Here is a 21300-nt window from a genome sequence, read left to right as displayed (position 1 = left end):
GGGACTGACTGTGAGCGACGAGAACACCACGGTCGTGGCCGACCCGATCCCCGCTCAGCGGGACGGGGACGACGCCGAACCGCTGATGCGGGTACGCGACCTGAAGAAGTACTTCCCGGTGAAGGGCGGCTTCCCGATCCGCCGCACGGTCGGCGCCGTACAGGCCGTCGACGGCGTCTCCTTCGACGTCTTCCCCGGTGAGAGTCTCGGCCTGGTCGGCGAGTCGGGCTGCGGGAAGTCCACCACGGGACGGCTGCTGACCCGGCTCATGGAGCCGACGGAGGGCACGATCTCGTACCGCGGGAAGGACATCACCCGCTCCACCCGGCGCCAGCTGGCGCCGATCCGCTCCGAGATCCAGATGATCTTCCAGGACCCGTACGCCTCGCTGAACCCGCGGCAGACGGTCGGCACGATCATCTCCTCCCCGATGGAGATCAACGGCGTCCATCCGCCCGGCGGCCGTGAGGCCCGGGTGCGTGAGCTGCTGGAGACGGTCGGCCTCAACCCCGAGCACTACAACCGCTTCCCGCACGAGTTCTCCGGCGGTCAGCGCCAGCGCATCGGTGTGGCACGGGCGTTGGCGCTCTCGCCGAAACTGATCGTGGCGGACGAGCCGGTCTCGGCGCTCGACGTCTCCATCCAGGCGCAGGTCGTGAACCTGCTCCAGGAGGTCCAGCGGGAGATGGGCATCGCGTTCGTCTTCATCGCCCACGACCTCGCGATCGTACGGCACTTCTCGCAGCGCGTCGCCGTCATGTACCTCGGCAAGATCGTCGAGATCGCCGACCGTACGTCGCTGTACACCGGGCCGCGGCACCCGTACACCCACGCCCTGATGTCGGCCGTCCCCGACGCGGACATCGACGCCGAGAAGAAGGAACGCATCCGCCTCCAGGGCGATGTGCCGTCCCCCATCTCCCCGCCGTCGGGCTGCCGTTTCCGCACGCGCTGCTGGAAGGCGCAGGACAAGTGCGCGCAGGAGGAGCCCCCGCTGGTGCGGCTGTCGGGCAACGCCGAGGGCCACCTGACGGCCTGCCACTTCCCGGAGGACCCGACCATCGAGGCGCGGGCGGAGGACATCGTCCTGGACCCGGCGCTGGCGGCGCTGGAGAAGGGCGACGACTAGGGCCTGTCCGGCGGATCAGGTCGGAGGAGATCCGCGGCGCCTGATCAGCGCACGTGAGCGGGGCCTGGTGCGTCCAACTGCAAGGCGGAGGAGGGCGTCGATGCGGAGCATCGGCAACCGACGACAACGCCGCTGGGGGTCCCCCTGCTCGAAGAGCTTGGGGGAGGGGGTGCCAGACCCCGCGTCTCCGGCATGATCCGCCGGACAGGCCCTAAGGCGACGCTGGACGACCTCGGTGCGGGCCCACCCTCACGACACGCGGTGAGGGTGGGCCCGTGCCGTCGGCGGGTGTCGCAGGCCCGCGTCTCCGGCCCGCGTCGTCGGGTCAGGCCCGCCCGGCGACGGTGATGATCTCGGGGGCGGTGGGCGAGAGCGGCTCCCGTCCCCAGTCCCCGTACTGCTCGCGCACGGCCAGCCCGGCGTCGCCGAGGAACCCGCCCAACGCGTCCGCCCCGAGGAACCGCAGCGTGCTGCGGCTGACCCTCGGCCGTTCCCAGCGCGGATGCTCGAACGTCTCGCTGAACGTCACGCGGTCCCCGAGCACCGGCGTCTCGACCTCGTGCCGCACCCGTACGGCCTCCCCGTGCGCGTCGCTCACCTCCCGTGCCCGCTCGGGCCGCCATGCCTCCCACGGCCGGGCGGCGGGATTGCGCGTCTCGAAGACGAACCGCCCGTCGTCGTCGAGGGCCTGCCGCACGGCGGCCAGCGCGGAGCGCACCTCGCCGTCGTGGACGAGTACCTGGAACGCGTGCCCGGTCATCACGACCAGGTCGAACTCCCGCTCCCAGCGCGCCGATCCGAGATCCCCGAGCACCCACTCGACGGTGGCCCGCCGGCGCGCCTGCACCAGCATGGCCGCGGCGGGATCGAGCCCGCACAACCGCCCCGTGTGACCGGCCTCGCGGGCCCGCGCCAGCAGCCGCCCCGTCCCGCACCCGACATCGAGCACGGACCGCGCGGACATCACCAGGTCCAGGTAGAAGTCGTCACTCGGACCCCACGGATTCAGCGCGTCGTACAGGGCGGCGAGCGAGACGTCACTGAACGAACGATCAGCCATCGCAGCAGTCTCTCAGGCGGCGGGGCCACCCGAAACCACTGATCGGGAAGGAATCGGGTGAGCAAGTGGGCGAAAACAGTGGCAGGTTGAACGGGCCGACCGAGAGCCCGGGTGAAGGGCTCCGACACCCTCGCGAGAATCGGGAACGAGATGCTGCATCACATCGAGCTGTGGGTGCCGGACCTGGGGCGTGCGGTGCGCTCCTGGGGCTGGCTGCTGGAGCGGCTCGGGTACGCGCCGTACCAGGACTGGCCCGACGGCCGGAGCTGGCGGCTGGGCGAGACCTACCTCGTGTTCGAGCAGTCGCCCGCCCTGACCGGGGACCGTCACGACCGGCTGCGCCCGGGGCTCAACCACCTCGCCTTCCGCGTCGCGAGCCGCGCCGAGCTCGACGCACTGGTCGAGGAGGCACCCGCGTACGGCTGGACGCTCCTGTTCCCGGAACGCCATCCCCACGCGGGCGGCCCCGAGCACTGCGCGGCGTACCTGGAGAACACCGACGGCTTCGAGGCCGAACTCGTGGTCGGAAAGCCCAAGGAGGCCATGGAGGCCAAGGATTGAGCCCCCTGCCGACCCCTCCGCTTAATCGCTCGACACGGAACGGGCCGACCGGGATGCTTCATCCCGATGACTTCACAGACACGTACGGACACGCCTTCCGCGTGGGACGAGCGCACCCAGCTGAACACCTTCCTCGACTACGCCCGCGCCACCGTCCGCGCCAAGTGCGAGGGCGTATCGGCGGAGGACGCCCGCAAGGCCCCGCTGCCCGGGTCGCCCCTGATGACCCTCAGCGGGCTCGTCAACCATCTGCGCTGGGTCGAGTACTACTGGTTCCAGGTGGTCTTCCTGGGCGAGGAGGACGAGGGGCCCTGGACGGAGGAGGACCCCGACCGCGAGATGCGCATCGCCGTCGACTTCCCGCTGCCCCAGCTCCTGGACGAGTACGAGGAACAGAGCGCCCGGTACCGCAAGCTGGTGGCCGAGCACGATCTCGACGCCAAGGCGGAGCGCACGAGCGGCAGTGGCCGTCAGGTCGACCTTCGCTGGATCATCCTCCACCTCGTCGAGGAGACGGCCCGCCACAACGGGCACATCGACATCCTGCGCGAACTGGCCGACGGAAAGACGGGCGACTGAGTGATGGGAGAAGCAGGGATGACGAACCTCACGATCCGCACCATCACCTTCGACTGCACCGGCGACCCGTACGATCTCGGGCTGTTCTGGAGCGAGTTGCTGGGCCGCCCGCTCGCCGACGACGACAAGCCCGGTGACCCGGAGGCGGTCATCGTGGACCCGTCCGGTGGCCCGACCCTCCTGTTCGTGCACGTCGAGGAGGGCAAGACGGCCAAGAACCGCGTCCACCTCGACCTGGAGCCGCACGGACGCACCCGGTCGGCGGAGGTCGAGCGCGCCGTGGCCCTCGGCGCCAGCCGGATCGCCGACCACACACGCCCGGACGGCGGCGGCTGGGTCGTCCTCGCTGACCCGGAGGGCAACGAATTCTGTGTGGAGCGGGGAAAGTTGGGCTAGGGCCTGTCCGGCGGGTCAAGTCGGAGGAAACCTGCGGCGCCTGATCAGCGCACGTGGGCGTGCCAGACCCCGCGTGTCCGGCATGATCCGCCGGACAGGCCCTCGGGCCGGGGGCTCGGAGCACACCTCGACGGTCCATGAGCAAAGGCCCGCGCCCAAGAGGGCGCGGGCCTTCGTTCCCCTGAAACCTGACGTTCATGGGCTCGGGTCAATGGGCCGGTGAAAGTCGGTTCCGGAAGGGGGCGGCTGACGAAAAGGGGTGTGTCAGACCGCCGCCTCGGGGTCCTTGGAGAGACGCTGGGCCGGGATGGTCTCCCGCGTCTCCGGGTAGTGGCACGCCGTCAGGTGACCGTCGCTGCTGCCCGTGATCTGCACCAGCGGCGGCGCCTCGGACGCGCACTTGTCCGTCGCCTTCCAGCAGCGGGTGCGGAAGCGGCAGCCCGACGGCGGGTTGAGCGGGGAGGGCACGTCGCCGGTGAGCAGGATGCGCTCGCGGGCCGGCCCGTCGTCCGCGGTGGCCTCGGGGACGGCGGACATCAGCGCGCGGGTGTACGGGTGGCGCGGGTTGTCGTACAGGTCCTCGCGGTTGGCGATCTCGACGATCTTGCCGAGGTACATGACCGCGACGCGCTGCGAGAAGTGCCGCACGATCGCGAGGTCGTGGGCGATGAACAGGAACGCGATGCCCAGGTCCCGCTGGAGGTCCTGGAGCAGGTTCACGACCTGCGCCTGGATGGAGACGTCGAGGGCCGAGACCGGCTCGTCCGCCACGATCAGCTTCGGCTTCAGGGCCAGCGCGCGGGCCACGCCGATGCGCTGGCGCTGACCGCCGGAGAACTCGTGCGGGAAGCGGTTGTAGTGCTCGGGGTTGAGACCGACTGTCTCCAGCAGCTCACGGACGCGCTTCTCGTAGCCGCCGGGCGTCTTGATCCCGTTGATCTCCATCGGACCCGAGATGATCTTGCCGACCGTCTGCCTCGGGTTCAGCGAGGCGTACGGGTCCTGGAAGATCATCTGGATCTCGGAGCGGACCGGCGCCAGCTGCTTGCGGTCGGCGTGCGTGATGTCCTGGCCGCGGTAGGTGATCTTGCCGCCGGTGGGCTCCAGCAGGCGCGTGATCAGCCGGCCCGTCGTCGACTTGCCACAGCCGGACTCGCCGACCAGACCGAGGCTCTCGCCCTCGGCGACCTGGAAGTCGAGACCGTCCACGGCCTGGACCGCGCCGATCTTCCGCTTGAAGGGGAAGCCGCCCATCACCGGGAAGTGCTTGGTCAGTCCGGTGACGTCCAGGAGGGGGTTCGTGTTGCTCATGATCGTGAAGTCCCGTCTCAGTTACGTCAGCGCGACCGGGTCGCGGCGTAGTCGGCGAAGAAGTCGTGGCGCTGGTCCGCCGTGAGGTGGCAGGCGGCACCGCGCCCGTCCGTGACCTGGAGCAGCGGCTGCTCGGTGGAGCAGAGACCGCCCGCGATCTTCTCCGTGAAGGTGCACCGCGGGTGGAAGCGGCAGCCGGTCGGCGGGTTGAGCAGCGAGGGCGGCGAGCCGGGGATCGGCGACAGCGGCACGTCGACCGGTCCGTCCAGAGTCGGCATCGAGCCCAGCAGACCCCAGGTGTAGGGGTGCTGCGGCTCGCGCAGCACCTCCTTCTTGGTGCCGCGCTCCACGCACCGGCCGCCGTACATCACCAGCACGTCGTCCGCGATGTCGGCGATGACGCCGAGGTCGTGGGTGATGAAGATGATCGCCGTGCCGAACTCCTGCTGGAGGTCCTTGAGCAGGTCCATGATCTGGGCCTGCACGGTCACGTCGAGCGCCGTGGTCGGCTCGTCCGCGATCAGCAGCTCGGGGTCGCAGACCAGGGCCATCGCGATCATCGCGCGCTGGCGCATACCGCCGGAGAACTGGTGCGGGTAGTCGTCCACACGGACGTCCGGCTGCGGGATGCCGACGCGCCGGAGCATCTCGATCGACCGCGCCCGGGCCTCCTTCTTGGAGGCACCGGTGTGCTTGCGGTACGTCTCGCCGATCTGCTTGCCGATGGTGTGGTACGGCGACAGCGACGCCAGCGCGTCCTGGAAGATCATCGCCATCTTGTTGCCGCGCAGTCGCTCCATCTCCCGCTCGGAGGCGGTCAGCAGCTCCTTGCCGTCGAGCAGGATCTCGCCGTCGATGGCGGTGCGGTCGCGGTCGTGCAGGCCGAGGATCGTCAGGTTCGTGACGGACTTGCCCGAGCCCGACTCGCCCACGATGCCGAGCGTCTTGCCCTTGGCCAGGTCGAAGGTGAGACCGTCGACGGCCTTGACGACGCCGTCTTCGGTGGAGAAGTGGACCTTCAGATCCCTGACGGACAGGAAGGGCTGCTGATCGGTGCTCGTCACGGGGACGCTCCTGGGGGGTGATGCGAGGGGTAGCTTGCGGGTCGGCGGGTGGACGGCGGCGGGGCGCCGGGGTCAGGCGAGCCGGATCCGCGGGTCGATGAAGGCGTAGACGGCGTCCACGATGATGTTGAAGAAGACGATCGCCCCGGACGCGACCATGGTCACGGCCAGCAGCATCGGCAGGTCGTTCGCTTCCACGGCGCTCACGGCGAGCTTGCCGATGCCCTGGAGGCTGAAGACCGACTCGGTGATGATGGCGCCGCCGATCAGGGTGCCCAGGTCGATGCCGAAGATCGTGACGATCGGACCCATCGCTCCGCGCCAGGCGAAGCGGAAGAACACGGAGCGCCGGGACAGGCCCTTGGCGCGCGCCGTACGCACGTAGTCCTCGCTGAGCTGTTCCACCAGCTGGGAGCGCGTCATACGGGTGTAGTTGGCGGTGAAGATGATGGAGAGCGTCAGCCAGGGCAGCAGCAGACCACTGGCCCAGGCGGCCGGGTTGTCGGTGAACGGCGTGTACGACGGCTGCTCGAGGATGCCGAGCTGCTGGACCAGGAAGTACATGGCGATGTAGCCGACGAAGTAGATCTGCAGCGAGGAGCCGATCAGCGAGAACGAGCTGGCGATCTTGTCGGCCGCCTTGCCCTGCTTGACCGCGGCGATCATGCCGGAGCCGACACCGATGATGAGGAAGAAGACCGAGGCGCCGAGCGCGAGGGAGAGCGTCGTCGGCATACGGTCCATGATCGTGCCGAGGACGGGCTCGCGGTTGGTGAAGGAGAAGCCGAGGCAGGGAGCGTTGCAGTTGCCCAGGCCGCCGTAGTCACGGCCGGCGAAGATGCCCACCAGCCAGTGCCAGTACTGCACCGGCAGCGGGTCGGCGATCCCGAGGTTCACCCTGACCTGCTCCAGGAGGTCCTTGGTGCAGACCTTTCCGCACGCCATACGGGCTGGGTCACGCGGGATCGCGTAGAAGAGCATGAAGGTGACGGCGCTGATGATCAGCAGAATCACAAGTGCGCCGATGACACGGCGGACTAGAAAACGGAACATGTGGCGTGACTTTCCGGACGGGGCGCCGTCGCCGGGGTGTGGGGAGCGTATGAGGGGGGCCGGGGCGGCGGCGGTGGCCGCCGCCCCGGATGGGGATCAGGTCGGGGCCGCGGTGGTCGCCGCCGCCCCGATGCTGGATCAGGCCTTCGCGGCGTAGACCTTGCCCAGCGCGATGCAGGTGTTGCCGGAGTCGTAGATCACGCCGCCGACCTTGGAGCCGTGGAAGTAGTTGCGGATCGGGTTGTAGTCCGGAACCACGGCGGCGGTGCGCATGATCTGCTCGTCGATGTCGCCCCACATCGTGGCGGCCTTCTTCGCGTCGGGCTCGACCGTGGCGGCGGCGATCGCCTTGTCCACGCTCGCGTCCTTCAGCTGCGGCCAGTTGACGCCACCGTCGGCGATCTGGCTGCTGTCGAAGCAGGGCTGGATGACCGCGTAACCGGCCGGCCAGTCCGGGCCCCAGCCCGCGGCGAACATGTCGTACTCGTTGTCGAGCTGGCCGATCTGGCTGTAGAAGGAGGTCTTGTCGACCTGCTTCACGACCGGGGTGAAGCCGGCCTTGGTCAGCGCGGTCTTGATCGCGACGGCCTGCTTGACGGCGTTGTCCGACTGCTGCATGGCGACGACGATGCGCTGGCCGGTCTTGCCGGCCTCCTTGAGAAGGGACTTGGCCTTCTCCGGGTCACCCATGGGCTTCGTCTTCTTCTCGTAGAGGTCGAAGTCCTTGTGGCCCGGGGTGAGGGGGCTGATGATCGTGGTCGCGGTCGCCGTGGAGAGCGAACCACCGCGGATCTGCTGGAGCTGCTTCGACGGCCACGCGAAGTTGAGCGCCTGGCGCACCTTGGCGTCGGTGACGCGCTTGGTGTTGATCGCGAAGTAGTAGCAGGTGGTGTCGACCTGGGTCAGGACACGCTTCTTGAAGGTCGGGTTCGTCAGAACCTTCTGGATGCGCTCGGGGGCGACCTCGTTGAGCAGCGACAGCGTGAACTGGTCGTTGCCCTTGTCGGCGATGTAGCGGTCCGTGGAGGCCAGCGACTGGAAGCCGAACTGGAACTCGAACTTGTCCGGGTACGCGTTGCGCAGCGGGTCCGTCTCGGCCACCCAGTGCGTGTTGCGGACCAGCGTCGCCGACTTGCCGATGCTGCGGCTGGCGATCTTGTAGGGGCCGCAGGAGAGCGGGTGCTTGTCGTACTTCTCCTTGGTGTCGTGCTTCTTGGGCACGATGGAGAAGCCGCGCATGGCGACCATGAAGTTGAAGTCGGCGTGGGCCTCCTTCAGCTTGAACGTGATGGTCTTGCCGTCGATCTCGATGGAGTCGAGGTGCTTGCCGCCGTAGGGGCCCTTGTACTTGTCGCCGCCGACCAGCCAGCCCTGCGGGTAACGGGGACCCTGGGTGACGAAGGAGGCGAAGAGGCGCTCGAAGGTGTGGCGCACGTCCTCGATCGTGACGTCGGCGCCGTCCTCCCACTTCACGTTGTCCTTCAGCGTGAAGGACCAGGTCTTGCCGCCGTCGGCCGCGGTGCCGGCGTCCGTGGCGAGGTCACCCACGAGCGTGGTGCCGCCCTTGGAGTCGATCTTGTAGCCGGTCAGACCGCGCAGGAACAGGACCGAGCAGGCGCCCTCGTACGAGGAGTAGAGCTGCGCCGGGTCGAGGTGGTCCCAGTCGATCTGGTCCAGCGTGTAGATCGTGCCGCCCTTGACCGCGCCGGGGACCTCGGGGGCCGCACCGGTGGAGTCCGCCTTCGTGCCGACGGCGATGGTGGCGGCCTTGGCCTTGTCCACGGACGGAGCCTTGTTGCTGCCGGTCCCGCCGCTGTTGCCGCTGCTGCAGGCGCTCAGGACCGTGGTGGCTCCGGCGGCCACACCAGTGGCTATGAGGAAGTTTCTGCGGGAAAAGGACATGGCTTACCTGCCTAGTGGTGGGTGAATGAGAGACGGGTAACCAGCCGGACGACTACGACCGGGGCTGGGGGTGGAAGTCAGCGCTTGGACTTCGGGTCGAGTGCGTCGCGGACCGAGTCTCCGAGCAGGTTGAAGGCGAGGACGAAGATGACCATCGAGACGCCCGGGAAGATCATGAAGGTGATGTCTTCCGTGTAGAAGCCGGCACCACGCTGGATCATGACGCCCCAGTCCGGGGTCGGGTCCTGGATGCCCACGTTGAGGAAGGCGAGGCCCGCCTCGGCCGTGACGTACGCCGGCAGCATGAGGGTGGACTGGATCAGGATCGGCGTCCAGAGGTTGGGCAGCAGCTCCTTGAAGACGATGCGGCGCGAGGACGCGCCGGTCACCTTCGCCGCCTCGACGAACTCGCGCTCCCGCAGGCCGAGGACCTGGCCGCGCAGCAGTCGCGCGATGGAGGCCCAGCCGAAGGCGGAGAGGACGAGGATCAGGCAGGTGGCCCGCAGCCAGGTCGGGACATCTTCGTTGAAGGGCACGAAGAGCGCGTACACGACCGGCATGAAGGCGATGAAGAACAGCGTGGAGGGGAACGACAGCAGGATGTCGATGACCCGGCCGACGAAGTAGTCCGTCTTGCCGCCGAGGTATCCCGCGGTGATGCCGATCACCACACCGATCACCGTGGTCAGCAGCGTGGCGGCGGTGGCGATCATCAGCGAGGTACGGATGCCGTACAGCAGGAACGTGAAGACGTCACGGCCCAGCTGGGGCTCGATGCCGAACCAGAAGTTGCCGTCGATGCCGCCGTTGGGCTTCATCGGGAAGGCGAAGTCGTTCAGCAGGCCGTCGGTCTCCTGGCCGTACTGCTCGTACGGGTTCTTCCCGTAGAGCTTCGCTATCAGCGGTGCGCAGATCGCGATCACGAAGAAGAAGATCACGACGTAGGCGGATATGACGCCGGTGCGGTCGCGCTTGAACCGCTTCCAGGCGAGTCGTCCCGGGGAGCGACTCTCCGAGCCCTTGGGGTTGATGGACGGAGCCGGCGTCTCGCCGGTCTCGTCGGTCACCTCAAGCGGGGCGGCCGCGGAAGGAGTAGGGGGGGTCATGGTGCTCCAGGCCCGAGGGGGTCAAGGGCTCCGCAGGGCGCTCCCTACGGGCTACGCCGGACTTTTTCAACGCAATTCATGCAAGGTCAATAAAATCTCGGTCGCCTTGGGTTTCTCTTTACTTTCTTTGCCTCGATTTGACCTCAGCGTAACTACGCGTGTAGCGCACTGTGGCCGTTCCGTGTCCAGAATCGGACCAACTGCGCGAAACGGTCAATGAGTTCGTTATCCGGACGCCGGAGTCTCGGAATGCGTACATCTAGTGCACTGGAATCAACAGTTCCGCATCGAAGTACGGAGATCTGTTGCGCTCCCCCCTCAAGATCCTTTGACGGTGTGTCCGGAGTGCCCTCTTCCGGATGGATCGACACCCAGAAGGGTGGGGTGAATGTGCGATACGGCCGGTATAGGCCGATATTGGGCCCTAAAGGCACACCGCACCGGAGCCGGAAGCACTGACCCCGGCGCAGGCAGCACAGCGCACTCTTGAGGAGGCACTCCATGCGTGGAGCCACGCACGCCAAATGGGCCGCATGTGCGGCGGCGGTAGCCCTCGTGGTGACCGCCTGCGGGGGCGGAGGGAGTGACAGCGGAGGCGGCAGCGGCTCCGGCACCGTCAGCGCCTCCTGGGGCGACCCGCAGAACCCGCTCGAACCCGCCAACACCAACGAGGTGCAGGGCGGCAAGGTCCTCGACATGATCTTCCGCGGACTGAAGCGGTACGACGCGAAGACCGGCGCCGCCGAGGACATGCTCGCCGAGAAGATCGACACCTCTGATTCGCAGAACTTCACGATCACGGTCAAGAGCGGCTGGAAGTTCAGCAACGGCGAGGCCGTCACCGCCCAGTCCTTCGTCGACGCCTGGAACTACGGCGCGAGTCTGAAGAACAACCAGAAGAACGCGTACTTCTTCGGGTACATCGAGGGCTACGACAAGGTGCACCCCGACACGGGCACCCAGAGCGCCGACACGCTCTCCGGCCTCAAGGTCACCGGCACGAACACCTTCACGGTCAAGCTCAACCAGAAGTTCTCGACCTTCCCCGACACCCTCGGCTACTCGGCCTACTCGCCGCTGCCCAAGGCGTTCTTCAACGACCACGCGGCCTGGGTGAAGAAGCCCATCGGCAACGGCCCCTACACCATCGACTCGTACGCCAAGGGCTCGCAGATGTCCCTGGTGAAGTGGGACGACTACCCCGGTGACGACAAGGCGCAGAACGGCGGCGTCACCCTCAAGGTCTACACGGACAACAACACCGCCTACAACGACCTTCTGGCCGGGAACCTCGACCTCGTCGACGACGTGCCCGCGGCCCAGCTCAAGAACGCCAAGAGCGACCTGAACGGCCGGTACATCAACACCCCGGCCGGCATCATCCAGACCCTCGCCTTCCCGTTCTACGACCCGAAGTGGAACACCAGCGGCGCTCTGAAGGTCCGCCAGGGCCTGTCCATGGCGATCAACCGCCAGCAGATCACCGACACGATCTTCCAGAAGACGCGGACGCCCGCCAGCGACTGGACCTCACCGGTGCTCGGCAAGGAGGGCGGCTTCCAGGAAGGCCTGTGCGGAGACTCCTGCGACTACAACCCGTCCGAGGCCAAGAAGCTGGTCGAGGAGGGCGGCGGCCTGCCCGGCGGCCAGGTCAAGATCTCCTACAACGCGGACACCGGCTCCCACAAGGAATGGGTCGACGCCGTCTGCAACTCCATCAACAACGCGCTCGGCAACGACACGGCCTGCGTCGGCAACCCGATCGGCACCTTCGCCGACTTCCGCAACCAGATCGGGCAGCACAAGATGCCCGGTCCGTTCCGGGCCGGCTGGCAGATGGACTACCCGCTGATCCAGAACTTCCTGCAGCCGCTGTACTTCACGAACGCCTCCTCCAACGACGGCCAGTGGACCAACAAGGAATTCGACAACCTCGTCAACCAGGCGAACGCCGAGACCGACACCAGCAAGGCCATCCAGCTCTTCCAGCAGGCCGAGGGGGTCGTGCGGGACAACATGGCCGCCATCCCGCTCTGGTACCAGAACGGCAGCGCCGGCTACTCGGACAAGGTCTCGAACGTGGCGCTCAACCAGTTCAGCGTCCCCGTCTACAACGAGATCACCGTCAACTGAGCCGCCCGGGGCGGGCCCGTCACCAGGGCCCGCCCCTCTACCTCCGGAGCACTCATGGGACGGTACGTCATCCGGCGTCTGCTGCAGATGATCCCGGTCTTCTTCGGCGCCACCATTCTCATCTTCCTGATGGTGAACGTGATGGGCGACCCCATCGCGGGCCTGTGCGGTGAACGGCAGTGCGACCCCGCCACGGCCGCCCAGCTGCGCACGGAGTTCGGCCTCGACAAACCCCTGTGGCAGCAGTACCTGACCTACATCGGCCACATCTTCACCGGCGACTTCGGCACCGCGTTCAACGGACAGCCGGTCACCGAGCTGATGGCCTCCGCCTTCCCGGTCACCATCCGGCTGACGATCGTCGCGATCTTCTTCGAGATCGTCATCGGCATCACGCTCGGCGTCGTCACCGGTCTGCGCCGCGGCCGGCCCGTCGACACCGGCGTCCTGCTGCTCACCCTCGTCGTCATCTCCGTGCCGACCTTTGTCACCGGTCTGCTGGCCCAGCTGCTACTCGGGGTCCAATGGGGCTGGATCAAACCGTCGGTCTCCACGGAGGCCACCTTCGGCGAGCTGATCGTGCCGGGCCTGGTGCTGGCCTCGGTGTCCCTCGCGTACGTGACCCGGCTGACCCGGACCTCCATCGCGGAGAACAAACGCTCCGACTACGTCCGTACCGCCATCGCCAAGGGCCTGCCGCGACGCCGGGTGACCATCCGGCACCTGCTGCGCAACTCGCTGATCCCCGTGATCACCTTCATCGGCACCGACATCGGCGCGCTGATGGGCGGCGCGATCGTCACCGAGCGGATCTTCAACATCCACGGTGTCGGTTACCAGCTCTACCAGGGGATCGTGCGCCAGAACACCCAGACCGTCGTCGGCTTCGTGACCATCCTGGTCCTCGTCTTCCTGGTCGCCAACCTGCTCGTCGACCTCCTGTACGCCGTACTCGACCCGAGGATCCGCTATGCCTGAGCAGCCGCCGTACGAGGAAGAGCCACATCACGGACCCGAGGGGCCGCCGCCGGAGGACCTCGCGATCGCCCCGACCGGCATGGGCGGCACGATGGATCTCGGGACGAGCGAGGCGGAGACCCTGGAGAAGACGCCGGGAGGACCGGAGGGCACGGGCCCGCGCGAGAAGCCGCGCTCCCTGTGGTCCGACGCCTGGCGGGACCTGCGCCGCAACCCTGTCTTCATCATCTCCGCACTCGTCATCCTCTTCCTGGTCGTCATCTCGATCTGGCCCTCCCTGATCACCTCCCAGAGTCCGCTCCAGTGCGACCTCTCCAAGGCACAGCAGGGCTCGCAGCCCGGACACCCCTTCGGCTACGACGGACAGGGCTGCGACGTCTACACGCGGACCGTGTACGGGACCCGGATCTCGATCAGCGTCGGTGTGCTCGCCACGGTCGGGGTCGCGCTGCTCGGCTCGTTCCTCGGCGGTCTGGCCGGTTTCTACGGCGGCCTGGGCGACTCCTTCCTGTCCCGGGCCACCGATATCTTCTTCGCGATCCCCGTCGTGCTCGGCGGTCTGGTCCTGCTCTCCGTGGTGACCAGCAACACGATCTGGCCGGTCGTCGGGTTCATGGTGCTCCTCGGCTGGCCGCAGATCTCCCGCATCGCGCGCGGCTCCGTCATCACCACCAAAGAGAACGACTACGTCCAGGCGGCCCGTGCTCTCGGCGCCTCCAACTCGAGGCTGATGCTGCGGCACATCACCCCGAACGCGGTCGCACCGGTGATCGTCGTGGCGACCATCGCGCTCGGTACCTACATCTCGCTGGAGGCGACGCTGTCGTACCTGGGTGTCGGTCTGAAGCCCCCGAGGGTCAGCTGGGGCATCGACATCTCCTCGGCGTCCGCGTACATCCGCCAGGCCCCGCACATGCTGCTGTGGCCGGCCGGCGCGCTCGCGATCACCGTGCTCGCGTTCATCATGCTCGGCGACGCGGTGCGCGACGCCCTCGACCCGAAGCTGAGGTGACCGCGGTGCTGCTCGAAGTGCGCGATCTGCACGTGGAGTTCCGAACCAGGGATGGTGTCGCCAAGGCCGTCAACGGGGTCAACTACCGCGTCGACGAGGGCGAGACGCTCGCCGTGCTCGGCGAGTCCGGCTCCGGCAAGTCGGTGACGGCCCAGGCCGTGATGGGCATCCTCGACATGCCGCCCGGGAAGATCACCGGAGGCGAGATCCTCTTCAAGGGCCAGGACCTGCTGAAGTTCAAGGAGGAGGAGCGGCGCAAGGTACGGGGCGCCGAGATGGCGATGATCTTCCAGGACGCGCTGTCGTCCCTGAACCCCGTGCTCAGCGTCGGCGAGCAGCTCGGCGAGATGTTCACCGTGCACCGCGGGATGTCACGGAAGGAAGCCCGCGGCAAGGCGATCGAGCTGATGGAGCGGGTGCGCATCCCGGCTGCCGCCGAGCGCGTGCGCGACTATCCGCACCAGTTCTCCGGCGGTATGCGCCAGCGCATCATGATCGCCATGGCGCTGGCCCTGGAGCCCGCCCTGATCATCGCCGACGAACCGACCACCGCGCTCGACGTCACTGTGCAGGCCCAGGTCATGGACCTGCTCGCGGAACTGCAGCGTGAGCTCAACATGGGGCTCATCCTCATCACCCACGACCTCGGCGTGGTCGCGGACGTCGCCGACCGGATCGCGGTGATGTACGCGGGCCGGATCGTCGAGACGGCGCCGGTCCACGACATCTACAAGGCGCCCGCCCACCCCTACACCAGGGGGCTGCTGGACTCGATCCCCCGGCTCGACCAGAAGGGCCTGGAGCTGTACGCCATCAAGGGCCTGCCGCCCAACCTGATGCACATCCCGCCGGGCTGCGCCTTCAACCCGCGCTGCCCGATGGCCCAGGACATCTGCCGCACCGAGGTGCCGCCGCTCGCGGAGGTCGACGCGGACCGCGGGAGCGCCTGCTTCTTCTGGAGGGAGTGCCTCGATGACACAAGCAGCAAGTGAGCCGCTGCTGGAGGTCAGCGGACTGGTCAAGCACTACCCGCTGACCCAGGGAATCCTCTTCAAGAAGCAGGTCGGCGCGGTCAAGGCCGTCGACGGCGTCGACTTCCGGCTCGGCCACGGCGAGACCCTCGGCATCGTCGGCGAGTCCGGCTGCGGCAAGTCGACGGTCGCCAGGATGCTGGTCAACCTGGAGAAGCCGACCGACGGGACGATCAAGTACAAGGGCGAGGACATCACCCGGCTGTCCGGCAAGGCGCTGAAGGCCGTACGCCGCAACATCCAGATGGTCTTCCAGGACCCGTACACCTCCCTCAACCCGCGCATGACCGTCGGCGACATCATCGGGGAGCCGTACGACATCCATCCCGAGGTCGCGCCCAAGGGCGACCGGCGGCGCAGGGTCCAGGACCTGCTGGACGTGGTCGGGCTCAACCCGGAGTACATCAACCGCTATCCGCACCAGTTCTCCGGCGGCCAGCGGCAGCGCATCGGCATCGCGCGGGGTCTCGCGCTGCGGCCCGAGATCATCGTCGCCGACGAGCCGGTCTCCGCGCTCGACGTCTCCGTGCAGGCGCAGGTGATCAACCTGCTGGACAAGCTCCAGGCCGAGTTCAATCTCAGCTATGTCTTCATCGCGCACGACCTGTCGATCGTGCGGCACATCTCCGACCGGGTCGGAGTGATGTACCTCGGGCGGATCGTGGAGACCGGCAGGGACATCGAGATCTACGACCATCCGACGCACCCCTACACCCAGGCTCTGCTGTCCGCCGTGCCCGTGCCGGACCCGGAGGCCCGGGAGCACCGGGAGCGGATCATCCTCACCGGGGACGTGCCCTCGCCCGCGCACATCCCGTCCGGCTGCCGGTTCCGCACCCGCTGCTGGAAGGCGCAGGAGCGCTGCACCCTGGAGGTGCCGCTGCTCGCGGTGCCGGCCGAGTTCCGGCTCGCCGCCGGTCCGGCCGCCCATGACTCGGCCTGTCACTTCGCGGAGGAGAAACAGGTCGTACCGCCGGAAGAGCCCTCGGGCGGGGCGGCATAACATTACAAATGTGAGCGAACTTCGTTAACACGCAGGCAACTTGGCGGAAGCGGTACCGATATACGGACGCGACAAGGTGAACACCGTACGGCCGTGCGGGTGCCGTAAACGAGCCGGGGTGCGCCATGTCACCCCGGCTCGTTGCTGTGTCAGCCCAGTCCGAGGGAGCGCTTCAGGAAGTCGACCTGGAGGAGCAGGAGGTTCTCGGCGACCTGTTCCTGAGGGGTCATGTGCGTGACCCCCGACAGCGGCAGCACCTCGTGCGGGCGGCTGGCGGCCAGCAGCGCCGAGGACAGCCGCAGGGCGTGCGCCACCACCACGTTGTCGTCCGCGAGGCCGTGCACGATCATCAGCGGCCGGTGCGGCCCGGCGGCGGGCGCGGAGAGCCCCTCGTCGGTGACCAGCGAGTTCTTCGCGTACGTCGCCGGGTCCGCGGCGGGATCGCCGAGGTACCGCTCCGTGTAGTGGGTGTCGTACAGCCGCCAGTCCGCGACCGGGGCGCCCGCGATGCCCGCGTGGAAGACGTCGGGGCGGCGCAGCACGGCGAGTCCGGCGAGCCAGCCGCCGTACGACCAGCCGCGGATCGCGACCCGGGACAGGTCGAGCGGGAACCGCTCCGCGAGCCCGTGCAGTGCCTCCACCTGGTCGTCGAGGGAGAGCGTGAGGTCGTCGCGGAGCGCCTTCTCCCAGGCGGGGGAGCGCCCCGGGGTGCCGCGGCCGTCGGCGACGACCACCGCGAAGCCCTGGTCGGCGAACCACTGCGAGGTCAGGTGCGCGTTGTGCGCGGCCAGCACCCGGGGGCCGTGCGGGCCGCCGTAGGGGTCCAGGAGGACCGGTAGGGGATTGTCACCGTCGTAGTCAGTAGGCATAAGCACGGCGCATGGGATTTTCTGTGCGCCCCCCTGAGTGAGCGTCACGCGCGGGGACAAACCAGGATGTTCGGCGTACGAGGGGATGGTCGCCGCGTGCTTTCCCTCCCGCAGCACCTGCACCTGGGCGCCAGGCTGGTCGAGCACCGCCGACACGAGCACGGTCACGCCCCCGGCGCGCACCGCCGAGTGCACGCCGGGCTGCTGCGAGACGCGCTCAAGGCCGAGTTCGTTCACGCGGTATACATGGACTTCGCCGGTTTCCGGATCGTTCGCGGCCTCGCCCGCCGAGGCCGCGATCAGTACGTCGTCGGCCGAGACGTCGAGCACCGCCCGGACGTGCAACTGGGCACCGGTCAGCGGGCGTTCACCGAACGCCAGCACCCGCGCGCCGCCCTCGTCGGCGATCCGTACGAGCTGCCCGCCGGGGCTCCAGCACGGCACTCCGGGGAAAAGATCCAGCCAAATTGGATCTTCGTCGGCGTGCACCATCCGGGTCGCCCCGGAGTCCGGGTCCACGGCCAGGAAGAGCTGGCTGCGCTGGTCCCGCGCCTGCACCAGAAGCAGCGGCGCACCCGCCGCTGACCAGTGCGCATGTGCCAGATACGGGTAGCGCGCCCGGTCCCAGGTGACCTCCGTGCGCACCCCGTCGAGCCCGATCACGAAGAGCCGCACCTCGGCGTTCGCGCTGCCCGCCACCGGGTAGGCGACCCGCTGCGGGTCGACTTCCGGGTGGGCCGGATCGGAGATCCACCAGCGCTGTACCGGCGTGTCGTCGACGCGTGCGACGAGCAGCCGGTCGCCCTCCGGCGACCACCAGAAGCCGCGCGAACGACCCATCTCCTCGGCCGCGATGAACTCGGCCAATCCATAGGAAACAGCCCCCGGACCCGTCGCGGGCTCCGGCTCGGCGAGCGCCCGGTCGTCCTCGCCCTCGGCCCCGACGACCCTCAGGGCGCCCCCGGCGACGTACGCCACGAACAGGCCGTCGGGGGAGGGGCGCGGGTCGATCACCGGTCCGGGGACCGGGAGTTCACGTGCCGTGCCTGCCCGCAGCTCCGCGGTGAAGAGCCGCCCTGACAAGGCGAAAGAGGCCAACTCGGCGGCTGTGTCGGTGGCGTATCCGACGATCCCCGCGCCGCCCTCGCGGCTGCGCTCGCGGCGCGCCCGTTCCTCCGTCGAGAGGTGCTCGGTGGCGCCGCCGAGCAGCGCGGCGGGGTCGGCCGCGACCCGCTCCCGGCCCTCCGCCACATCGAGGACCCACAGTTGATTCGCCCGATCCGTACCGGAGGAGGACCGCAGGAACACCACGCGGGAACCGTCGGGGGACACGGTGAACGCGCGCGGCGCGCCGGAGGTGAACCGCTGCGTGCGGGCGTACCGGCGCGGGAAGGAGAGAGGCTCGTTCGTCATGCCTCGACCATATTGGCCATGCGCCCCCTTGTGCGGCCGTGCGCCGATCGATGCGCGCGTACGGATAGTTATGATCACTAGCGCTGCGTGGGTAGGAACCTGCTGGCTGCTGTATGGATTTACCGACCCCCCATGTCCGACCCCGTACCGGACCCCAAGTCCCTGGGAACTTTGGAGGTGAGCCGCCGTGGCACTCTCGATTTCGGCGGTGGTGCTGCTGGCGATCATCGTCTTTCTTCTGATCAAGAAGTCAGGACTGAAAGGCGGGCACGCGGTCGTCTGCATGCTGCTCGGCTTTTATCTCGCCTCCTCCACCATCGCGCCCACGATCAGCGACCTGACCACGAACATCGCGGGGATGATCGGCAGCATCAAGTTCTGACGGGTGGTGCGGCGGACGTCCGGGGCAGCGACCGACTCCCGTTCCCGCCCGCCCCGTTCGGCCCCCTCGTGAAGGCCCGGCTCATCCGGGACGAGGTCGGGGCCGCCCCGGCGCGGGACGCCATCGGGTCGAGCCGCATCTCGCACCGGACCCCGCTTGCCCGTGCTCCGGTGTGACGGGCGGTCTTTCCCAAGAAACACCCAGGTGAAAGAACCCGACCAAGCCCCACCCCTCCGGCCCGTCGCGCAAACTCACTCGCCCGAGTAAACATCGCCAACTGGGCTGGATTCGGGACTGGTTGCCTGCCTTACGCTCAGCGCAACACAACAGCAGACATGCGACGGCCCTCGCCGGGACGCCAATCCCAGTGCGAGGGCCTGACCACCGAGGAAGCAGGAGACTTCCCGATGGATACGCAGAACCCTAGCGCGCCCCCGTATGCCCAGTCCCGTGTTGCGGCCGACAAATCCCGCAACCGGCACCACCGTTCCGGCGGCGGTCTCGTCCACGACAACACCCGCCACACCACCCGGTTCACGGTGATCGGCAACCACCTCGCCCAGCACCCGGAGCTGTCCGGACTCGCGATCGGGCTCGGCGCCCACATCCAGTCCCTCCCGGCCGGCGCCCCCGTGGACATCAAGACCCTCACCGCCCGCTTCCCCGAGGGCGCGATCCGGATCGCCGCCGCCCTGCGTGAACTCGAAGCCCACGGCTACCTCCGCCGCACCCGCGAACGCGTCCCCGGCGGCCGCATCGTCACCCGCACGGTCTCCTGCAACCAGCCCGGCCGCCGCGCCGACGAGGCCGCTCCCGCCCCCATCCGGCCCGCCCACCCGGACCACCCGACGCCGGACCACCCGACGCCGGACCACCCGACGCCGGACCACCCCACCTCGGACCACTCCACGCCGGGACAGTCCACCCCGGCACACGCCAGGCCATGGCACCTCACCCCGGGGCACTTCACGTCCGCGCACCTCGCCCCGGGGCGCTCCGCCCCTGGGCACTCCAGGCCCCGTGCGGCCCGTAAGCCCCTCCCCGCGGTGCCGCACCCCGCCTGCCCCGCACCCGGGCTCCTCCAGGCCGCCGCCGAGCTTCTCGTGGACTTGCGCCGTTACGACCCCCGGCTGCTCCTCTCCGGCTGCGACAGCGCCCACCTGGCCCCGGGGGTCGCCGCCTGGCTGGAGCGCGACGTCAGCGCCACCTCCGTACGTCACGCACTCATCACGGACCTGCCGCCCGAAGGGCTGCGCCGCCCGGCCGCCCTCCTGGCCCACCGCCTCGCCGAGCAGCTGCCACCGCCGCCCCCGTTCCGAGCGCCCGCCCCGCCGCAGGCCGACGGGCCCTCCGTGGTTCGGCACCCGCTCCAGACCTGCGACGGCTGCGACCGCGCCTTCCGGGCGCCAGAGCCCGGCCGCTGCCGCGACTGCCGGGCAAGCGCGCCTGCGGCTGCCTGACAGGGGCTTGTTCAAGCTTCCGGGCCTCCAGGTCACCGGCTTCGCGACACGAAAGGCTCAGGGCCCCGCCATGGTCGGCTCCCCCGTTGTGGACAGAAACTCCGGCGACGCGTTTCCCGCCTCCTCCCGAGGCCGGCTCGGCTGCCGCCCTGGCTCGCTACGCTGGCGGAGGCATCCCCAGGAGGACACGATGAGCACCCAGTCTGATCACGGGCACGAGCTGATCCCCCGTCCTGAGCAGACCCCTGACGCCCTGCGTGCGGCTCTCGCCGTCGTGGCCCCGGGCCGTTTGGAGGAGATGCAGGCCAAGAAGGACGAGGCCTTCGCGAAGGCGGTCGAATGGCAGTCCCTCAGCCCTGTGCAGAGCTGGGTCCTGACCTGGGCCAGGGACATCGAGATCGCCCGCCGCCCCGACCTGTCCGCCCGTTACTCCCACGCGACGAGTCATCTGGAGCACGAGGACCCGGCCACCGCTCAGGAGGCACTGCGGGAACTGACTTCCGTTCTGGACGAGGCCATGAAGGCAGTCCGCGTGTGAGCTGGAAGTGGGAGTACGCCTTCGGGGCGGAGGAAACCGCTCGTACCGCTCCGGCCGACTTCCTCGTCACAGTGGAAGCGAAAGCGGATGAACCGGTCAGAGCGGCCGAAGCCTTCCACGTTCACGGCCGGGCCCATGAAGGCGGTGACCCGAAGGGCGGCGACATCATCGTTCCCGGCGGGATGTTCACGTATCAGGTCGTCGTGCGGAGCGAGCGCGTCTACGTAGTTCAGATCACCTATCTGGGCTTCTGAATCGTCGACTCATCCGGCTTCCGGGTTCGCGTGGTGGCGGCGTGTGGCTCGGCACAGTGGAGCCTG

At 68.5% G+C, this 21300-nt stretch carries 20 protein-coding genes; 13 read left to right on the top strand and 7 right to left on the bottom strand.

Going from position 1 to position 21300, the window contains the following annotated elements:
• Positions 1–4: 4 nt before the first annotated feature.
• The gene (locus ABZX90_RS16015) at positions 5–1129 is read left to right on the top strand and encodes a dipeptide ABC transporter ATP-binding protein (RefSeq protein WP_351126182.1); all 1125 of its coding nucleotides are present in this window, start codon (positions 5–7) and stop codon (positions 1127–1129) included.
• A gap of 325 nt (positions 1130–1454) precedes the next feature.
• On the opposite strand, the gene ABZX90_RS16010 is transcribed toward ABZX90_RS16015, so the two are convergent.
• Entirely contained in the window at positions 1455–2189 is a 735-nt protein-coding gene (locus ABZX90_RS16010) for a class I SAM-dependent methyltransferase (RefSeq protein ID WP_351128722.1), read from the bottom strand.
• Positions 2190–2339: 150 nt separating this feature from the next.
• Here ABZX90_RS16010 and ABZX90_RS16005 point away from each other — a divergent pair, with 150 nt between their 5' ends.
• From ABZX90_RS16005 to ABZX90_RS15995, 3 genes are all read left to right on the top strand, one after another.
• On the top strand, positions 2340–2750 hold the full coding sequence (locus ABZX90_RS16005) for a VOC family protein (protein ID WP_351128724.1): 411 nt from the start codon (positions 2340–2342) through the stop codon (positions 2748–2750).
• A 66-nt stretch (positions 2751–2816) separates the two neighbouring features.
• Entirely contained in the window at positions 2817–3329 is a 513-nt protein-coding gene (locus ABZX90_RS16000) for a DinB family protein (RefSeq protein WP_351128727.1), read from the top strand.
• A gap of 18 nt (positions 3330–3347) precedes the next feature.
• Complete coding sequence (locus ABZX90_RS15995; RefSeq protein ID WP_351128729.1) at positions 3348–3725, top strand: VOC family protein; 378 nt, start codon at positions 3348–3350, stop codon at positions 3723–3725.
• A 264-nt stretch (positions 3726–3989) separates the two neighbouring features.
• Here the strand turns inward: ABZX90_RS15995 and ABZX90_RS15990 are convergent, their stop codons facing one another.
• The 5 genes from ABZX90_RS15990 to ABZX90_RS15970 form a co-directional block, all read right to left on the bottom strand.
• Positions 3990–5036, bottom strand: coding sequence for a dipeptide ABC transporter ATP-binding protein (locus tag ABZX90_RS15990; protein WP_351128734.1), 1047 nt, complete (start codon positions 5034–5036; stop codon positions 3990–3992).
• A 26-nt stretch (positions 5037–5062) separates the two neighbouring features.
• Positions 5063–6100, bottom strand: coding sequence for an ABC transporter ATP-binding protein (locus tag ABZX90_RS15985; RefSeq protein WP_351128736.1), 1038 nt, complete (start codon positions 6098–6100; stop codon positions 5063–5065).
• A 72-nt stretch (positions 6101–6172) separates the two neighbouring features.
• Positions 6173–7153 carry an ABC transporter permease gene (locus ABZX90_RS15980; protein WP_351128739.1) on the bottom strand — a complete coding sequence of 327 codons (981 nt, stop codon included), beginning with the start codon at positions 7151–7153 and terminating at the stop codon, positions 6173–6175.
• 138 nt (positions 7154–7291) lie between these two features.
• Positions 7292–9055 (bottom strand): ABC transporter substrate-binding protein, encoded by a 1764-nt coding sequence (locus tag ABZX90_RS15975; protein WP_351128741.1) that lies wholly within the window; start codon positions 9053–9055, stop codon positions 7292–7294.
• 77 nt (positions 9056–9132) lie between these two features.
• On the bottom strand, positions 9133–10161 hold the full coding sequence (locus tag ABZX90_RS15970) for an ABC transporter permease (protein WP_351128744.1): 1029 nt from the start codon (positions 10159–10161) through the stop codon (positions 9133–9135).
• Positions 10162–10662: 501 nt separating this feature from the next.
• Here ABZX90_RS15970 and ABZX90_RS15965 point away from each other — a divergent pair.
• The 5 genes from ABZX90_RS15965 (at position 10663) to ABZX90_RS15945 (ending at position 16318) form a co-directional block, all read left to right on the top strand.
• Positions 10663–12294, top strand: a complete 1632-nt coding sequence (locus tag ABZX90_RS15965) for an ABC transporter substrate-binding protein (protein ID WP_351128746.1) — start codon at positions 10663–10665, stop codon at positions 12292–12294.
• 54 nt (positions 12295–12348) lie between these two features.
• Positions 12349–13272 (top strand): ABC transporter permease, encoded by a 924-nt coding sequence (locus tag ABZX90_RS15960; RefSeq protein WP_351128749.1) that lies wholly within the window; start codon positions 12349–12351, stop codon positions 13270–13272.
• Positions 13273–13351: 79 nt separating this feature from the next.
• Positions 13352–14284, top strand: a complete 933-nt coding sequence (locus tag ABZX90_RS15955) for an ABC transporter permease (protein WP_351128935.1) — start codon at positions 13352–13354, stop codon at positions 14282–14284.
• Between the two features lie 5 nt (positions 14285–14289).
• Entirely contained in the window at positions 14290–15276 is a 987-nt protein-coding gene (locus ABZX90_RS15950; protein ID WP_351128752.1) for an ABC transporter ATP-binding protein, read from the top strand.
• Complete coding sequence (locus ABZX90_RS15945) at positions 15257–16318, top strand: dipeptide ABC transporter ATP-binding protein (RefSeq protein WP_351128754.1); 1062 nt, start codon at positions 15257–15259, stop codon at positions 16316–16318. The genes ABZX90_RS15950 and ABZX90_RS15945 overlap by 20 nt, the downstream gene beginning before the upstream one ends.
• Positions 16319–16467: 149 nt before the next feature.
• Here ABZX90_RS15945 and ABZX90_RS15940 read toward each other — a convergent pair whose 3' ends face one another.
• A complete protein-coding gene (locus ABZX90_RS15940; protein WP_355205241.1) occupies positions 16468–18600 on the bottom strand; it encodes a prolyl oligopeptidase family serine peptidase in 2133 nt (710 codons plus the stop codon).
• A 187-nt stretch (positions 18601–18787) separates the two neighbouring features.
• Here ABZX90_RS15940 and ABZX90_RS15935 point away from each other — a divergent pair, with 187 nt between their 5' ends.
• The 4 genes from ABZX90_RS15935 (at position 18788) to ABZX90_RS15920 (ending at position 21234) form a co-directional block, all read left to right on the top strand.
• On the top strand, positions 18788–18982 hold the full coding sequence (locus ABZX90_RS15935; protein WP_037620693.1) for a hypothetical protein: 195 nt from the start codon (positions 18788–18790) through the stop codon (positions 18980–18982).
• A 407-nt stretch (positions 18983–19389) separates the two neighbouring features.
• A complete protein-coding gene (locus ABZX90_RS15930) occupies positions 19390–20442 on the top strand; it encodes a helix-turn-helix domain-containing protein (RefSeq protein ID WP_355205237.1) in 1053 nt (350 codons plus the stop codon).
• A 190-nt stretch (positions 20443–20632) separates the two neighbouring features.
• Positions 20633–20980, top strand: a complete 348-nt coding sequence (locus ABZX90_RS15925) for a hypothetical protein (protein WP_355205234.1) — start codon at positions 20633–20635, stop codon at positions 20978–20980.
• The gene (locus ABZX90_RS15920; RefSeq protein ID WP_355205231.1) at positions 20977–21234 is read left to right on the top strand and encodes a hypothetical protein; all 258 of its coding nucleotides are present in this window, start codon (positions 20977–20979) and stop codon (positions 21232–21234) included. Before ABZX90_RS15925 ends, ABZX90_RS15920 begins: the two co-directional genes overlap by 4 nt.
• Positions 21235–21300: the final 66 nt, after the last annotated feature.

The organism is Streptomyces sp. NPDC002935 (genome assembly GCF_040611295.1).
Taxonomy (GTDB): Bacteria; Actinomycetota; Actinomycetes; order Streptomycetales; family Streptomycetaceae; genus Streptomyces.
Note: the sequence above shows the minus strand (reverse complement) of the source record. Positions and strands in the feature narration are given on the sequence as shown.

Bases quoted from the DNA above. Each gene is read 5' to 3' on its own strand.
- ABZX90_RS15955 (WP_351128935.1), top strand. From the start codon at position 13,352: ATGGGCGGCACGATGGATCTCGGGACGAGCGAGGCGGAGACCCTGGAG.
- ABZX90_RS15990 (WP_351128734.1), bottom strand. From the start codon at position 5,036: ATGAGCAACACGAACCCCCTCCTGGACGTCACCGGACTGACCAAGCAC.
- ABZX90_RS15995 (WP_351128729.1), top strand. From the start codon at position 3,348: ATGACGAACCTCACGATCCGCACCATCACCTTCGACTGCACCGGCGAC.
- ABZX90_RS15940 (WP_355205241.1), bottom strand. From the start codon at position 18,600: ATGACGAACGAGCCTCTCTCCTTCCCGCGCCGGTACGCCCGCACGCAG.
- ABZX90_RS15930 (WP_355205237.1), top strand. From the start codon at position 19,390: ATGGATACGCAGAACCCTAGCGCGCCCCCGTATGCCCAGTCCCGTGTT.
- ABZX90_RS15970 (WP_351128744.1), bottom strand. From the start codon at position 10,161: ATGACCCCCCCTACTCCTTCCGCGGCCGCCCCGCTTGAGGTGACCGAC.
- ABZX90_RS16000 (WP_351128727.1), top strand. From the start codon at position 2,817: ATGACTTCACAGACACGTACGGACACGCCTTCCGCGTGGGACGAGCGC.
- ABZX90_RS15960 (WP_351128749.1), top strand. From the start codon at position 12,349: ATGGGACGGTACGTCATCCGGCGTCTGCTGCAGATGATCCCGGTCTTC.
- ABZX90_RS15980 (WP_351128739.1), bottom strand. From the start codon at position 7,153: ATGTTCCGTTTTCTAGTCCGCCGTGTCATCGGCGCACTTGTGATTCTG.
- ABZX90_RS16005 (WP_351128724.1), top strand. From the start codon at position 2,340: ATGCTGCATCACATCGAGCTGTGGGTGCCGGACCTGGGGCGTGCGGTG.
- ABZX90_RS15965 (WP_351128746.1), top strand. From the start codon at position 10,663: ATGCGTGGAGCCACGCACGCCAAATGGGCCGCATGTGCGGCGGCGGTA.
- ABZX90_RS15945 (WP_351128754.1), top strand. From the start codon at position 15,257: ATGACACAAGCAGCAAGTGAGCCGCTGCTGGAGGTCAGCGGACTGGTC.
- ABZX90_RS15925 (WP_355205234.1), top strand. From the start codon at position 20,633: ATGAGCACCCAGTCTGATCACGGGCACGAGCTGATCCCCCGTCCTGAG.
- ABZX90_RS16010 (WP_351128722.1), bottom strand. From the start codon at position 2,189: ATGGCTGATCGTTCGTTCAGTGACGTCTCGCTCGCCGCCCTGTACGAC.
- ABZX90_RS15975 (WP_351128741.1), bottom strand. From the start codon at position 9,055: ATGTCCTTTTCCCGCAGAAACTTCCTCATAGCCACTGGTGTGGCCGCC.